This window comes from Bacteroides sp. (assembly GCF_052357945.1).
GTDB lineage: Bacteria > Bacteroidota > Bacteroidia > Bacteroidales > Bacteroidaceae > Bacteroides.
Genome location: NZ_DAWCXD010000100.1, coordinates 2,379 through 18,594, shown reverse-complemented (window position 1 = coordinate 18,594; position 16,216 = coordinate 2,379). Strand labels below are relative to the sequence as shown.

General features: G+C 43.7%; 15 protein-coding genes. 13 read left to right on the top strand and 2 right to left on the bottom strand.

Features of this window, described 5'->3' with window-relative positions; translation table 11 throughout:
* Positions 1-433 precede the first annotated feature (433 nt).
* The 7 genes from ACT8YW_RS16260 (at position 434) to ACT8YW_RS16230 (ending at position 8,404) form a co-directional block, all read left to right on the top strand.
* Positions 434-1,261 carry a hypothetical protein gene (locus tag ACT8YW_RS16260; protein WP_444106148.1) on the top strand — a complete coding sequence of 276 codons (828 nt, stop codon included), beginning with the start codon at positions 434-436 and terminating at the stop codon, positions 1,259-1,261.
* 186 nt (positions 1,262-1,447) lie between these two features.
* Complete coding sequence (locus ACT8YW_RS16255; protein ID WP_444106146.1) at positions 1,448-2,458, top strand: ParB/Srx family N-terminal domain-containing protein; 1,011 nt, start codon at positions 1,448-1,450, stop codon at positions 2,456-2,458.
* A gap of 428 nt (positions 2,459-2,886) precedes the next feature.
* Positions 2,887-4,404 (top strand): DUF4301 family protein, encoded by a 1,518-nt coding sequence (locus ACT8YW_RS16250; RefSeq protein WP_444106144.1) that lies wholly within the window; start codon positions 2,887-2,889, stop codon positions 4,402-4,404.
* Positions 4,405-4,515: 111 nt separating this feature from the next.
* Entirely contained in the window at positions 4,516-5,139 is a 624-nt protein-coding gene (locus ACT8YW_RS16245) for a CatA-like O-acetyltransferase (protein WP_444106142.1), read from the top strand.
* A 33-nt stretch (positions 5,140-5,172) separates the two neighbouring features.
* Positions 5,173-6,567, top strand: a complete 1,395-nt coding sequence (locus ACT8YW_RS16240) for an acyloxyacyl hydrolase (protein ID WP_444106140.1) — start codon at positions 5,173-5,175, stop codon at positions 6,565-6,567.
* A gap of 24 nt (positions 6,568-6,591) precedes the next feature.
* Complete coding sequence (locus tag ACT8YW_RS16235; RefSeq protein ID WP_004295749.1) at positions 6,592-7,155, top strand: Crp/Fnr family transcriptional regulator; 564 nt, start codon at positions 6,592-6,594, stop codon at positions 7,153-7,155.
* Between the two features lie 97 nt (positions 7,156-7,252).
* Positions 7,253-8,404 carry an acyltransferase family protein gene (locus ACT8YW_RS16230; protein ID WP_444106138.1) on the top strand — a complete coding sequence of 384 codons (1,152 nt, stop codon included), beginning with the start codon at positions 7,253-7,255 and terminating at the stop codon, positions 8,402-8,404.
* Between the two features lie 152 nt (positions 8,405-8,556).
* Here ACT8YW_RS16230 and ACT8YW_RS16225 read toward each other — a convergent pair whose 3' ends face one another.
* Together ACT8YW_RS16225 and purT are read right to left on the bottom strand one after the other, a co-directional pair.
* Positions 8,557-9,027, bottom strand: a complete 471-nt coding sequence (locus tag ACT8YW_RS16225) for a GNAT family N-acetyltransferase (protein WP_444106136.1) — start codon at positions 9,025-9,027, stop codon at positions 8,557-8,559.
* Positions 9,028-9,048: 21 nt separating this feature from the next.
* Positions 9,049-10,215 (bottom strand): formate-dependent phosphoribosylglycinamide formyltransferase, encoded by a 1,167-nt coding sequence (gene purT / locus ACT8YW_RS16220; RefSeq protein WP_444106150.1) that lies wholly within the window; start codon positions 10,213-10,215, stop codon positions 9,049-9,051.
* Between the two features lie 200 nt (positions 10,216-10,415).
* Here purT and ACT8YW_RS16215 point away from each other — a divergent pair, with 200 nt between their 5' ends.
* The 6 genes from ACT8YW_RS16215 to atpE form a co-directional block, all read left to right on the top strand.
* The gene (locus ACT8YW_RS16215) at positions 10,416-11,969 is read left to right on the top strand and encodes an ATP-binding protein (RefSeq protein WP_444106134.1); all 1,554 of its coding nucleotides are present in this window, start codon (positions 10,416-10,418) and stop codon (positions 11,967-11,969) included.
* A 501-nt stretch (positions 11,970-12,470) separates the two neighbouring features.
* A complete protein-coding gene (gene atpD / locus ACT8YW_RS16210) occupies positions 12,471-13,991 on the top strand; it encodes a F0F1 ATP synthase subunit beta (RefSeq protein WP_444106132.1) in 1,521 nt (506 codons plus the stop codon).
* Positions 13,992-14,003: 12 nt separating this feature from the next.
* Entirely contained in the window at positions 14,004-14,249 is a 246-nt protein-coding gene (atpC, locus tag ACT8YW_RS16205) for an ATP synthase F1 subunit epsilon (protein ID WP_004303467.1), read from the top strand.
* An 83-nt stretch (positions 14,250-14,332) separates the two neighbouring features.
* On the top strand, positions 14,333-14,767 hold the full coding sequence (locus tag ACT8YW_RS16200; protein ID WP_004303466.1) for a hypothetical protein: 435 nt from the start codon (positions 14,333-14,335) through the stop codon (positions 14,765-14,767).
* Positions 14,751-15,893 carry a F0F1 ATP synthase subunit A gene (gene atpB / locus ACT8YW_RS16195; RefSeq protein WP_444106131.1) on the top strand — a complete coding sequence of 381 codons (1,143 nt, stop codon included), beginning with the start codon at positions 14,751-14,753 and terminating at the stop codon, positions 15,891-15,893. Before ACT8YW_RS16200 ends, atpB begins: the two co-directional genes overlap by 17 nt.
* Before the next feature lie 108 nt (positions 15,894-16,001).
* On the top strand, positions 16,002-16,216 hold a 215-nt coding region (gene atpE, locus ACT8YW_RS16190; protein ID WP_444106129.1), incomplete at its 3' end, for an ATP synthase F0 subunit C.

Here is a 16,216-nt window from a genome sequence, read left to right as displayed (position 1 = left end):
AAAACGGCAATAGAATAATGACTCTCATTCGTATAAAAACTAAAACTACTTTATTTATATAAAAGAAAATTTAGAAAGTTCCTATGTGTAAAGAACTTTAGGTACGAAATCTTTAAAAAATATACGATATATTATTCCTGTAGGAGCATATAGTTATTCAGAAAAAAACAATGAATATACCTCTTTTAATACGATTGGTTTTTTTAATAATGAATATGAGCCTTGTGAGGTGATATTTGGTGATTGGGAGTTGTACAAATTGGAATTTACGTGTCTCTGTAGTGGTGGAGAAAGAATTTATTATCTTATACCCAATATTAGAAATATAAACAATCCAACTTGTAAGCAGAAACTTAAAACAGGGTATACTATTGAAGATTTTGATGAAATTCTAGCTGCTATTTGGAAATATATAAAAGAACAAAAGTAGGTAATGAAGCCAGTAGATAAGTTCTCAATCCAGTATAGCGAGTTGTTAGAGTATATATATCCAGTGACACAAGAATATTTCCCTGACTTTGATTATGACGAAGAAACAGGACAGACATATATGTTGCCGTCACAAACGCCAGATACTTTTAAAGGTAGGTATAATAGGGGAATATTGAAGGGGAAATTCTCCATTGATTCATATATAAAGAATCAAGAATTACAGGATTTACTTACTGCTTTGGATTTAGATGCTGAAAAGTTCTGGTATCTGCTGCTTTTCTGTTATGATTGCAGTTGGGGTAAATGTATGGAGGGTATAGAAATAAAAGAATCCCCTAAAGAACAGATAGAAAGGTTTGTTAATGCTATCAGTGAGGATTATAAAAGAGATACTCCGTTTGGTGCAGTCTTTAAAAGCCCAATTTGTATTACCTTGAAAATAGGTAGGAAGAATATCGTGATAGATAATAAGACGGCTATTGCTAGTATAGCAAAGTTTTGTGCAGACGGATTGGAAACAGTAAATTCAGACCAAATGAATACTGGTAACGTTGACTTGAGCAATCCACATACTGAATCATTCTCCGTATTCGCTTATTATTTCTCACAAATGATTATCACTGCCTTGAATTATCAAGAACAGGTAAAAGAAAAGAGAAAGAAGGGAGCTAATATGTCTGACAAGGAAAAGACGCTGATTTCTCATCTACTATACTTCACTGGCATCGTGAACAACGAAAGTGTGTTGGTTGATTATGACTACTTGAAGTCTTTGTTGAAGCAATATAAGGATAAGGACATAAGGAGTTTGAATGCATTCTATTATTGATTGAGACTTATTTTATTGTTTATTTCTGCTTTCTTATTCTCTAAATACTTCATTCTATAGCTTATGAAGTGGGGGAATAAGAAAGCTGTGTTTTTTTTATCCCTGTTAGTACTCTTAATAAAGCATCATCTTTGCAGTATAACAAATAAAGCTGGAGCGCACCAGTCTAAAAACTGCAAAAGAAATATGAGAACAAAAGAAAGTATGAAGAATGAAATCTTTACTCTGGAATCAAGAGAATTGAACGAAGGAAAGAAAGTGGCTTTTATTGCTGGCGGTATCAATCGAGACATTAACAAGGCTAACCTGAATGATAAAGTCAAGTCTATCGGAGAACATTCACAGTATGTTCCGCTTGTTGTGGTTGATGGTGAAGATGTGGTAAACGCAGGGTTAAGTTTGAAAGAACCTGTATCTGGACTGCCAATAGATTCTTCTAAAGCTAATGATTATTTGGTCATTATTGAAGGTCAGCACAGGTATAGGGCTATAATGGAGCTTCGAGAAAAAGATGCAAATAATAAGAAGAAGTATGAAGATGCAATGAAGAAATGGCAGAAGAACGGAAGCAAAGCAGATGATAAGCCAGAAGAATTTACGCCTAAAGCTCCTGCACAGATAAAGGCTATGTATTCGCTGGTTGAGGATGAGGATATACGGATTACGATTTCAGAAATGAACAATACGTCAGTAAAGTGGACTAAAGGAGATTTTGCAAAACAGGCTTATGCTGCCTATCCTGATAATGAGGTTTTGAAGTTCATAGTTAAGTATATGGATATACAACACCAAAGAATGAAGAAAGGTAAAGCAGATGATATGTTACCGAATGGAGGATTTAAGCTGACAACACTTAGTAAGTATCTGATTTATTCTGCTGACATAAAAGAATCGGTACTGGCAGAGACGTGTAAATATGGAGAGGATACTCTTGCTAAATATGTGGGTGATGAACCAAATAAGCTGGTTGAAAAAGCAGAGAAGATTATTAAAGCTGGTTTGGATGCAGGATTTACTTATCGTTTCTTGGCTAAAGGATTCTTCATCGACTGGATTATTAGGAAGAGCAATCAAGGAACTAACTATACAAAGCTGCTTGGAATGTTAAAGAAAGTAAAGAAGCCAGCTATAAACAGTATAATGGAAGAAGCACAGAAGCATAACTTTATGGAGATACTAAATGAGAAAATAAAATAGCTAATCTTTAGTTATTGATGTCAGTTGCCAGCTAGCGTAATGTTAGCTGGCTTTTTTGTTGCTTTATTGCTAGCTGGTTTACCGTTCGTCTCAACAATAGGGGTATGGGGTGAAATTTTATCAGGAAAGTGCTTTAAACCACAGCCCTCCCAACTTTCCACGGCTGGTAAGATTTCAAATATCCAAAAGGTCTGTAATCTTATTGTAATCGGTTAACTCTATTTATTCTACAAATTCTGTGATAACATCGGATATTTATCTATCTTTGTTGTATTCAAATAACGCTGAAAAGTACATAAATGAATAACACTTCTTCGTAAGTGACTGATAATGAAATATGGAAGGAAAAGTAGTTTTTTTTCCGGTTATTCGGCAAGAAGTAAATAACATTTTGTATTTTTGGGCATCAATTAATAAAATAAGATATTATGATAACGACACAGGACAAAGAGTTGCTTGCCAAGAAAGGCATCACGGAAGAGCAAATTGCAGAACAATTAGCATGCTTCCAGACGGGTTTCCCCTTTTTGAAGCTGGATGCGGCAGCCTCCATCGAAAAGGGAATATTAGCTCCCGATGCAGAAGAACAGAAGGCTTATCTGGCCGCCTGGGATGCATATACAAACACAGATAAGACTGTCGTGAAGTTCGTTCCCGCCTCCGGTGCAGCGAGTCGTATGTTCAAGAACCTGTTCGAGTTCCTGTCCGCCGACTATGACCGGCCGACAACCAAGTTCGAACAGGCATTCTTCGACGGAATCAAGGATTTTGCTTTCTATGACGACCTGAATGTAGCCTGCCAGCGTATCGACGGAAAAGATATTCCCGGACTGATCGAAGACGGCAACTATAAAGCAGTGGTATCTGCCCTGCTCGAAACCGCCGGACTGAATTACGGCGCACTGCCGAAAGGTCTGCTCAAATTCCATAAGTATCCCGAAGGCTCACGCACGCCGATGGAAGAACATCTCGCCGAAGGAGCCCTGTATGCTGCCGGAAAGAGTGGTAAAGTAAACGTGCACTTCACGGTATCTACCGAACACCGTGAACTCTTCAAGAAACTGGTAACCGAAAAAGTGGCGGATTTTGCCAAACGCTACGGAGTGGACTATTACATCACCTTCTCCGAACAAAAGCCGAGTACCGACACGATTGCCGCCGACATGGACAACCAACCTTTCCGCGACAACGGCAAACTGCTGTTCCGTCCCGGTGGCCACGGCGCACTGATTGAGAACCTGAACGACCTCGATGCAGACATTATCTTCATCAAGAACATCGACAACGTAGTGCCCGACAGACTGAAAGCCGACACCGTTACTTATAAGAAACTGATTGCCGGAGTGCTCGTGACTTTGCAAAAACAAGTATTCGAATACCTTACCCTGCTCGACAGCGGTAAATACACCCACGACCAGATGATGGAAATGCTTCAATTCCTGCAAAAGAAACTCTTCTGCAAGAATCCGGAGACGAAAGACCTCGAAGATTCCGTACTCGCCATCTACCTGAAAAACAAGTTCAACCGCCCGATGCGTGTCTGCGGAATGGTGAAGAACGTAGGCGAACCCGGTGGTGGCCCGTTCCTTGCTTACAACAGCGACGGAACCATCTCCCTGCAAATCCTCGAAAGCTCACAGATCGACATGGACGATCCGGAGAAGAAAGAAATGTTCGAGAAAGGCACACACTTCAATCCGGTAGACCTCGTATGCGCCGTGCGCGATTATAAAGGACATAAGTTCGACCTGGTGAAGTACGTAGATAAAGCAACAGGCTTCATCTCCTACAAATCGAAGAACGGCAAAGACCTGAAAGCTCTCGAACTTCCCGGCTTGTGGAACGGAGCGATGAGCGACTGGAATACCGTCTTTGTAGAAGTGCCACTTTCCACTTTCAACCCGGTAAAAACAGTGAACGACCTGTTGCGTGAGCAACATCAGTAAAGAGACTGAATTTAGAAACGCAGATTAACGCAGATTACCGCAAAGGAAATAGGTTAAATTTGCGATAATTTGCGTTAATCTGCGTTTCTCAAATAAAAAAGAGTGTTTAGAATGAATCAGATAGAGAAGATCATCGATATTGCTACTTGGAACAGAAGAGAACATTACGAACATTTCAGTGCTTTTGACGATCCGTTTTTCGGAGTGACCGTTCAGGTAAACTGTACGCGCGCGTATCAGGAAGCCAAAGCCAAAGGCATATCCTTTTCCCTGTTAGTCCTCCACCGGATAACGACTGCCGCTGCTGCGGTAGAAGAATTCCGTTACCGCATCGAGGGCGATAAGGTGGTGTGCTATGACAGCCTTCTGCCCGAAGCCACCGTAGGCCGTGACGACCATACCTTTTCTTTTGCCGCCTTTGAATACGATCCGGACGAACTCGTCTTTATCCGTCGGGCAAAAGCAGAAATGGAACGTTTGCAAGCCACTACGGGACTCAACAAAGGAGGCACTTTCCATCCCAATGCCATACATTATTCGGCAGTGCCGTGGCTCTCATTCACCGACATGAAGCACCCCACCAATATGCGTTCGGGCGACAGTGTTCCCAAAATCTCCACCGGAAAGTACTTCCGCGACGGAGAAAGACTGATGATGCCCGTTTCCGTAACCTGCCATCATGGGTTGATGGACGGCTATCATGTGGCACAGTTCATTGAGAAGCTCCATTTGTAACTTCCGTTCTGAAAAGACAAACCAGACTATTATATGAGAGTAAAGATACCCAGATGGGAAATCGCCGTAATCTGTTCCGCTTTGCTTTTCCCCGGCACTTCGCTTTGTGCGCAAGAGGTAGGGCAGGAAGAGAAAGAGGTGAAGGAAATGCGGCAAGACGTGGAACAGCTTCAGCAGGACGTCCGCCAACTTCGTGAAGAAGTGCGGAGATTGCAGGAAGAAATTCATGGCTTCCGGCACAACAGCTTCCCGCAATGCGGAGCCGACACCGTAGCTCCCTACGTTCCCCACCATTTCATTCACCGGTTGGGGATAGAGGCGCGGCCGCAATACGTGTTCCCCACCAATCCTTTCCTGCAAGGCGAGAACGAACGGTGGAAACCCATCCAGAGTTCATTTGCCGCTCATCTGAAATACTCTTTCAAGTTTCGTCCCAACACCTGTGCCGACCGCATCTATGGCGGAGCTTATCAAGGTTTCGGCTTAGCCTTCACCACCTTTGGCGACAAAAAGCAGCTGGGTGATCCGATGACGTTCTACGTCTTTCAAGGTGCACGCATTGCCCGCTTCCATCCCCGCCTTTCGCTCAATTACGAGTGGAATTTCGGAATCTCTGCCGGATGGAAACCTTATGACAACGATTACAACTCCTACAACGGAGCCGTAGGCTCACGGGTGAATGCCTACCTCAATGCAGGTATCTACCTTAACTGGTCGCTTTCCCGTTATTTCGACTTTATCATCGGTGGAGACTTCACGCATTTCTCCAACGGCAACACCAAGTTTCCCAATGCAGGGGTCAACACCACCGGAGCGAAAATCGGACTGGTGTATAACTTCAACCGGGAAGAAGCCGACCTCACTAAATCATTGGTTCATCCCTACGTTCCCCGTTTTCCGCGACACATCAGTTATGACCTTGTGTTGTTCGGCTCGTGGCGTCGCAAAGGCGTCTATGTGGGCGAGAAACAGATTGCATCACCGGGCAGCTATCCCGTAGCGGGATTCAACTTTGCTCCGATGTACAATCTCAACTATAAGCTGCGTTTCGGAGTTTCGCTGGATGGTGTCTATGACGGTAGTGCCAATGTGTACACCGAAGATGCGCTGGTGGAGTACGATGCAGGCAGTGGTTCCTCCCGTCGTAGATTTCTCGTGCCGGGCATTCAGAATCAGCTTGCGTTGGGACTTTCCGGACGGGCAGAATACGTGATGCCGTTTTTTACCATTGGTGTCGGCTTGGGAACGAATGTGCTGGGGCGTGGCGATTTGCGCGGACTGTATCAGGTCTTTGCGTTGAAGATCAACGTCACCCGGAGTTCATTCCTCCACATCGGCTACAATCTTCAGGATTTCCAGACCCCTAATTATCTGATGCTCGGTCTTGGTTTCCGTTTTAATAATAAATATCCTAAAGTACGTCATTAACCCCCAATACGCCATTACCCCCAAATGGAAAATATCATTCGTAAAATCAGGCAAATCTATCCGGTTTCCGACGAAGCACTTCAAGCGCTTCAGGCGAATATGGAATTAAGGTATTATCCCAAAGATACCCGTATCGTTCAGGCAGGCGTCACAGACCGCTTGGTATATTTCATTGAAGAGGGCATCGCCCGTTCCGTATTCCACCACAACGGAGAGGACACCACTACGTGGTTCAGTCAGGAGGGCGACGTTACGTTCGGCATGGATTCGCTCTACTATCAGCAACCATCGGTAGAAAGCGTTGAAACGCTTTCCGATTGCAAAATCTACGTCATCCACATCGACAAGTTGAATGCCCTCTACGAAACATATATCGACATAGCCAACTGGGGAAGAATCCTGCATCAGAATGTGAATAAGGAGCTTAGCCATATGTTTGTGGAGCGCCTCCAACTTTCGCCCAAAGAACGCTACGAACAGTTCAACCGTCGCTATCCTGGACTGATAAACCGAGTGAAACTGAAATATGTGGCTGCTTTTCTGGGCATTTCCATCTATACCCTTAGTCGGGTACGTGCTAAAAAATAGCGATTAGCAGGGCTTTTTTGCTTTAGAGCAAAGAAACTTCGTAGCGCAAACCGTATCTTTGCCCTCTGAAAATACTAACTTACTAATAGAAAAACAAATGTCGAACATTTCTGCTTCAGCTTTTTCAGACACCAAGGCGCATTATGATCTTCTTGACGGACTTCGCGGTGTGGCGGCTCTTATGGTGATATGGTATCACGTATTCGAGGGCTTCGCTTTTGCCAGTAATAGCGCTATTGAAACTCTGAATCACGGATATTTAGCCGTGGATTTCTTTTTTATCCTTTCGGGTTTTGTGATCGGTTACGCTTACGACGACCGTTGGGGTAAGAGCCTCACCATGAAAGATTTCTTTAAACGCCGATTGATACGTCTTCATCCTATGGTTGTTCTGGGGGCTGTTCTGGGAGCTATCACGTTCTGCATTCAGGGTTCTGTGCAATGGGATGGAACGCATGTTGCCATATCCATGGTGATGTTGTCTCTTCTTTGCACGATATTTTTCATTCCTGCCATGCCGGGTGCGGGCTATGAGGTTCGTGGCAATGGCGAGATGTTTCCGTTGAACGGGCCGTGCTGGTCGTTGTTTTTCGAGTATATAGGCAATATCCTTTATGCGTTATTCATTCGCCGTCTGTCTAATAAGGCGTTGGCTGTGATGGTGGTATTGCTGGGAGTGGCGTTGACGTTGTTCGCCATCTTCGATGTCTCCACTTATGGAAACATTGGGGTAGGATGGACGCTGGATGGCGTAAACTTTCTGGGCGGATCATTGAGAATGCTTTTCCCTTTCTCTTTGGGTATGCTTTTATCCCGCAACTTCAAATCAGTGAAAGTGAAAGGCGCTTTCTGGATATGTACCCTTGCATTGATTGCCCTGTTCTCTGTTCCTTATCTGGAAGGGGTGGAGCCGCTTTGCATGAATGGTGTTTATGAAGCGTTTTGCGTGATTGTGGCTTTCCCTATCATTCTGTGGATAGGAGCGTCGGGCACCACCACGGACAAGCAATCGACAAAGATATGTAAGTTTTTGGGAGATATATCTTATCCGGTTTATGTGATACATTATCCGTTGATGTATCTGTTCTATGCATGGCTGATTGAGAATCAACTCTACACGTTAGGTGAAACCTGGGACGTAGCTTTGTGTGTCTTTATTTTGAGTATTATTCTTGCTTATCTGTGTTTGAAGCTGTATGATGAACCAATACGTAAATATTTGGCTAAACGTTTCTTGAGTAAGAAATGACGTTTTCATTTCATGAAGTTAAAAAGAAAAACTCCAGCTATGGTGACGGATAAAGTTACATTAGCTGGAGTTTTTTTTCAGTAAAATAAGACTTTCTTTATCTGCAAATGAGCTTTCTTCTATGTTTTCATCTTAGAAATGATTAGATGTGATTAACAGAGCTGCTTGCTCATCTTATAATTGGTGAGACACATTTGATTAGCTTTCCGCTTTTGCTCTTCATCGACCTGAAAACCTTGTTTTTCAAAAAATGGTTTTGCCGTAATACTAACTTCCGATGTTAATCTTTTCGCACCTCTTTCTCGTGCATATGCTTCGAGATGCTTATACAAAGATGTTGCGACACCTTGATGCTGAAAGTCCTTGTGAACGAACAGCGTGTGCATATATCCGTCATCGTTTACAGAGCCAAAGCCTACAATCACGCCTTCTTCGTTTTCTGCAACCACATAATGTTGTTCTTCGAAAAGCTCATTCCAGTGTGATATATCGTCTCCGCACGAAGCCCAATCTGCTACTTCTTCGGCTGTATAATCTTTTCGGTTCACAGTCAGAACTGTATGCTGATATAGCTCTTGCAGTGCTGGGATATCAGACAGGTTTACTTGGCGGATTTTATTCATCTTATCTCTGAATTTCTTGTATTAATGAACTTCTACTTTCTCTGCAATTCTCTTAGCCTTGTCGCGCAACGCATCCAAATCAGAATCAAGCGGAGCATAACAAAGTACCACACCCATACGGCGGTTGACGCGGGTAAACGGTTTGCCGAATATGCGGAGATAGGTATCTTCTTCTTTCGTCACTTCTTCCATGCCGCGATATTGCGGGCGTTCCTGGCCGGCAATCGGGGAAAGGATCACAGCGCTTGCGCCTATCCGTTCTTGTTTGATGCCGGGGATGGGCAGGCCGAGCACGGCACGTAAGTGGAGTTCGAACTCATTCAGGTTTTGTGTGCCCGCCAGTGTCACCATACCAGTGTCATGCGGACGAGGAGAAAGTTCGGAGAAATAGACTCCGTTCTCGTGGCTTAGGAAGAATTCAACTCCCCAAAGTCCTGCGCCTGTCAATGCACGGGTTACTTTTTCGGCCATCTCTTCCGCTTCTTTCAAATGGGCGGGATCAATGTGTGCAGGCTGGAAACTTTCACGATAGTCGCCACCTTTCTGCACGTGTCCGATGGGAGGGCAGAAGAGGGTAGGACCGTTCTTTTGGGTAACGGTGAGCAGGGTGATTTCGCTGTCGAACTTGATAAATTCTTCAATGATAAGTTCGCGAATATCGCCACGGCTGCCACTGCATCCGTATTCCCAGGCGTGTTCGAGTTCGTCGGCACTCTTCACGAGCGATTGTCCTTTGCCGGAAGAGGACATCAACGGTTTAACGACACAAGGGAAACCGATTTTATCGGCAGCTTCTTTCAGTTCTTCCAGAGTTTTGGCATAGAAGTATTTGGCTGTTTTCAGTCCGAGTTCTTGGGCGGCAAGGTCGCGAATGGCTTTACGGTTCATGGTGAAGTTCACGGCACGAGCACTGGGAACTACCTGAATGCCTTCTTTTTCGAAGTCGTATAAACGTTCTGTACGGATTGCTTCAATCTCTGGAACGATAATGTCCGGGCGGTGTTTCTTCACCACGCGTTCCAATTCTTCACCATTCAGCATGTCGAATATTTCAAATTCATCGGCCACTTGCATAGCCGGTGCTCCTGCATAGGAGTCGCAAGCAATGATGTGCTGGCCTTTACGTTGAGCTGAAATTACAAATTCTTTTCCTAGTTCACCGGAACCGAGTAACAGTATTTTCTTCATCATTTTGAGTGTTTTATATTAGTGATGCAAAATTACAGCAAAAAATGGATAATATATAGATTATCGGCGTATTTAAATTTTTGTTTTATAAATAAAAGGAGAAAGTGAATCTTGTACGAAAAACTTTCATGACGGATTTTATGTTTTCTTTAATCGAAAAGCGTATCTTTGTGTATTGCAATTTTAAAAGAGTGGAGTGTATGGAAAATAAAATATATCCTATCGGAATACAAAATTTTGAGAAAATTCGTAAAGACGGATATTTCTACATTGATAAAACGGCATTGATATATCAGTTGGTGAAGACTGGTAGTTATTATTTTCTTAGTCGCCCTCGCCGTTTTGGCAAAAGTCTTCTGCTTTCTACGCTCGAAGCCTATTTTCAAGGAAAGAAAGAACTCTTTGACGGATTGGCTATGGAAAAACTGGAAAAGGATTGGATAAAATACCCCATATTGCATCTGGATTTGAATGCGGAGAAATATACTGCTCCCGAAGCACTCGATCAAGTGCTAGAAAGTGCTTTGCGTGGATGGGAAGCTCTCTATGGCGCACAGGATTATGAAAGAACATTTGCTTCCCGTTTTCAAGGTATCATTCAGCGTGCTTGTGATAAGACCGGACAGCGGGTGGTGGTGCTTGTAGACGAATATGATAAACCGATGTTGCAGGCCATAGGTAATGACGAGCTTCAGAAAAGCTATCGTGAGACATTGAAGGCTTTTTACGGAGCATTGAAGAGTAAGGATGGATGCATCAAGTTTGGTATGTTGACGGGAGTAACCAAATTCGGTAAGGTCAGTGTATTCAGCGATTTGAATAATCTGGATGATATCTCGATGCGGAATCAATATATAGATATCTGTGGCATTAATGAGCAGGAATTGCATGACAATCTGGAGGATGAGCTTCATAGTCTGGCCAGTGCTCAAGGAATGACGTATGATGAAATTTGCGCAAAATTGCAGGAGTATTACGATGGTTATCATTTTACGCATAACTCTATCGGTATGTATAATCCGTTCAGTCTGCTCAATACTTTTAAATATAATGAATTTGGTAGTTATTGGTTTGAGACCGGTACTCCCACCTATCTGGTAGAACTGCTTAAAAAACATCATTATGATCTTCGCCGTATGGCGCACGAAGAAACAACTGCCACTGTATTGAACAGTATTGATTCTACATCAGACAATCCTATTCCGGTAATCTACCAAAGCGGTTATCTTACCATAAAGGGGTACGATCAACGGTTTGGAATTTATCGCCTGGGATTTCCGAACCGCGAAGTGGAAGAGGGGTTCATTAACTTTCTGCTTCCTTTCTATGCTAATACCAACGCTGTGGAATCGCAGTTTGAAATACAGAAGTTTGTTCGTGAAGTGGAATCCGGAGATTATGACTCTTTCTTCCGTCGTTTGCAAAGTTTCTTTGCAGATACACCTTATGAATTAGTCCGCGACCTGGAATTACATTATCAGAATGTTCTTTTTATTGTCTTCAAACTTGTTGGTTTTTACGTCAAAGCAGAGTATCACACAAGTGCAGGACGCATTGATCTTCTTTTGCAGACGGATAAATTTATCTATGTGATGGAATTTAAGTTGGATGGTACGGCTGAAGAAGCTCTGCTGCAAATCAACGAGAAGCATTATGCGCAACCGTTTGAAAACGATGATCGTAAGCTCTTTAAGATTGGAGTGAACTTTAGTGCGGAAATGCGAAATATAGAGAAATGGATAGTCGAAAAATAGGGAATTCCGCCTTTAAACTTTCTTAAGGAAAGCATGAAAATAAGGACTTTTCTGTGTTCGAACACAAAACTAGTTGTTTTTGCCACTATCTCCTGTTTTTGCTAATCCATTGATTTTTAACAAAGAGATAGGAAACTCGACGGGCAAATTCAGTTTATTGATAGATTATTGCCCCTAAACTTGTTTTGCTATTGATTTGTAGCAGAAATTTGTCTGAATTGGTCAATCTGTAGTCATTGTAGGTCTAATAAGTGTTATCGAACGACAAATTATGAAAAAGGAAGCACAACGACACGGAATTGTTTCTACATTTGCGCAGTTGTTTCTTTAACTATTTCTAAGGACAGAAGTTTATGGGATATAGAAAATAGTTGAACAAAAACTGAACTCAACTGTTTATTATAATATTGAAATAGGTAAAACGCGAAAAATGTGCATTCCTTTCATATTATAAAGTCAAAAGGAGAGAAAAGAATAATATAAATAAATTAGAGATTGCTTATGTCACAGATTATCGGACATATCTCGCAGGTGATCGGCCCTGTGGTCGATGTGTACTTTGAGGGTACGGATGCAGAATTGGTGCTGCCAAGCATCCACGACGCACTGGAGATAAAGAGGCCAAACGGCAAAATACTGGTTGTAGAAGTTCAGCAACATATCGGCGAAAATACGGTGCGTACCGTAGCGATGGACAGTACCGACGGACTTCAGAGAGGCATGAAAGTGTATCCCACCGGAGGCCCGATCACGATGCCGATTGGCGAACAGATTAAAGGACGACTGATGAACGTAGTCGGTGATTCGATCGACGGTATGAAAGGACTCGACCGCAAAGGTGCATATTCCATTCATCGCGAACCCCCTAAGTTTGAGGATTTGACCACTGTGCAAGAGGTGCTCTTCACAGGTATCAAAGTGATCGACCTGCTCGAACCGTATGCTAAAGGTGGTAAAATCGGTTTGTTCGGCGGTGCCGGTGTAGGAAAGACTGTATTGATTCAGGAACTTATCAATAATATCGCCAAGAAACATAATGGATTCTCTGTTTTTGCCGGAGTAGGTGAACGTACCCGTGAAGGTAACGACTTGCTGCGCGAAATGATTGAATCCGGTGTAATCCGTTACGGCGAAGCATTCAAAGAAGGAATGGAGAAAGGTCACTGGGATCTTTCGAAAGTGGATTATAACGAACTGGAGAAATCGCAAGTGTCTCTGATTTTCGGTCAGATGAACGAGCCTCCGGGCGCACGTGCCTCTGTGGCATTGTCCGGACTGACGGTGGCGGAATCTTTCCGCGACGCAGGAAAAGAAGGTGAGAAACGCGATATTCTGTTCTTTATTGATAATATCTTCCGTTTCACGCAAGCAGGTTCGGAAGTGTCCGCCCTTTTGGGACGTATGCCGTCCGCCGTTGGTTACCAGCCTACGTTGGCTACGGAAATGGGTGCGATGCAGGAACGTATCACGTCTACCCACAAAGGTTCTATCACCTCCGTACAGGCGGTGTATGTGCCTGCCGATGACTTGACCGACCCGGCTCCTGCAACGACTTTCAGCCACTTGGATGCCACTACCGTGCTCGACCGTAAGATTACGGAGCTGGGTATTTATCCGGCGGTAGACCCGTTGGCTTCTACGTCACGTATCCTCGACCCACACATTGTTGGCCAGGAACACTACGACATAGCGCAGCAGGTGAAACAAATTCTGCAACGTAACAAGGAATTGCAGGACATTATTTCCATCCTCGGTATGGAGGAACTTTCGGAAGAAGACAAGATGGTGGTGAACCGCGCCCGTCGCGTGCAGCGTTTCCTTTCACAACCGTTTGCCGTAGCCGAACAGTTTACAGGCGTTCCGGGTGTGATGGTGGGTATTGAAGACACTATCAAGGGATTCAAGATGATTCTGGAAGGAGAAGTGGATTATCTTCCCGAACAGGCTTTCTTGAATGTCGGAACCATTGAGGAGGCAATAGAGAAAGGTAAGAAATTGCTGGAACAGGCAGCAAAAAAATAAAAAGATAGCATGATGAAAGAACTGCATTTGAGTATAGTATCGCCCGAAAAGAGCATATTCGACGGAAATGTGAAGATTGTCACATTGCCGGGAATGATCGGTTCGTTTTCTATTCTCCCCGGGCATGCGCCCATTGTTTCGTCGTTGAAAGCGGGAACGTTGAGTTACACGACGATGGACGGAGAAGAGCACACGATGGATATTCAGGGCGGTTTTGTCGAAATGAGTGACGGTACGGTTTCCGCCTGTGTTTCCTGACGGAAGCTCCCCACCGGCACAAAGACTAAGCATCAAAAGATTGAAAAAAACGAGATTATAACCTTACAGAAAAACACAGTAACATGGTGAATATTAGTAAAACTAAACGGAATTTTATTTGGTGGCATACCTTATTTGCGGTAATTAGCGGGGCACTCGGAGCTGTCATTCTACACTTCGCTTTGCCGGGGCATTATTTCGGAGGGTATCCGTTTATTCCGATCTATTTTTACTTCTTCGGGCTGTTTAGCATTTATGCTTTCGACGCTTGCCGCCGGCATGCTCCACAGAGAATGTTACTGTTGTATCTGGCAACGAAGATGATAAAAATGATTCTTTCGCTGATTCTGGTATTGATTTATTGTCTTGCCGTTCGCGAAGAAGCCAGAGCCTTTCTGCTGACGTTTATCTTGTTCTATTTGATATATCTGGTATTCGAAACCTGGTTCTTCTTCTCTTTTGAGTTGAATCAGAAACGGAAAAAGAAAAATAAGAAGAAAAATGAAACAGTTGCATAACATAGTAGCTCCGTTGATTCTGTTCTGCCTCATGGCAGCAGTCAGCTTGCCGGTTCTTGCACAGGAACAGGAGGGGGAAGCGGTGTCACAACAGACGCAGGACGAGATTACTCCGAAAGAGGAACAGGAGAACACGGTGGATGTGAAAGAAATTGTGTTCGGTCATATCGGCGACTCCTACGAATGGCATATTACGACGTGGGGTAACACGCAAATTACTATACCATTACCTATTATTGTTTATAGTAGTACTACAGGTTGGCACACGTTCCTTTCTTCCCGTCTCGAAGAGAATGGAGGGACTTATGAAGGACTTTCCATCGCTCCTGAAGGAAGTAAGTACGAGGGCAAACTGGTAGAGTATAATGCGGCAGGCGAACAGGTTCGCCCGTGGGATATTTCCATCACGAAAGTGACGTTTGCTTTGCTGTTCAACAGCGTGTTGTTGCTCATCATCGTATTGAGCGTGTCACACTGGTACAGAAAACGTCCGCAAGGAGCGAAAGCGCCGGGAGGATTTATCGGATTCATGGAGATGTTCATCATGATGGTGAACGACGATATTATCAAGAGTTGTGTAGGACCCAACTACCGGAAGTTTGCACCGTATCTGCTGACAGCGTTCTTTTTCATCTTTATCAATAATATGATGGGATTGATTCCGTTCTTCCCCGGAGGTGCGAACGTGACGGGAAATATCGCTATCACTATGGTGCTTGCAGTCTGCACGTTCCTGGCAGTGAATATCTTCGGTTCGAAACATTACTGGAAGGATATTTTCTGGCCTGATGTACCTTGGTGGTTGAAAGTGCCTATACCGATGATGCCATTCATCGAGTTCTTCGGAATCTTTACGAAACCGTTTGCTTTGATGATTCGTCTTTTTGCCAATATGCTGGCGGGACACATGGCGATGTTGGTGCTTACCTGCCTGATCTTTATCTCGGCAAGCATGGGGCCTGCATTGAACGGCACGCTGACGGTGGCTTCCGTATTGTTCAACATCTTTATGAATGCGCTTGAGTTGTTGGTTGCTTTCATCCAGGCTTACGTATTTACGATGTTGTCGGCAGTGTTTATCGGTCTGGCACAGGAAGGTGCCAAAGTGAAAACAGAAGAAGATTGAAATGAAACGCGGTGAAAACGTCGATAAAAAGAATACGGAATAAACGCGCGGAATGAATGATTAAATAATAAACAAGAGAAAATATAAACCATTTTAAAACTGAAAATTATGTTACTATCAGTATTGTTACAAGCCACTGCAGCAGCAGTAGGAGTTAGTAAATTAGGTGCAGCTATCGGTGCAGGTCTTGCAGTAATCGGAGCTGGTTTGGGTATTGGTAAGATTGGTGGTTCGGCAATGGAAGCAATCGCACGCCAGCCGGAAGCATCAGGGGACATCCGTATGAACATGATTATCGCCGCCGCCTTGATTGAAGGTGTGGC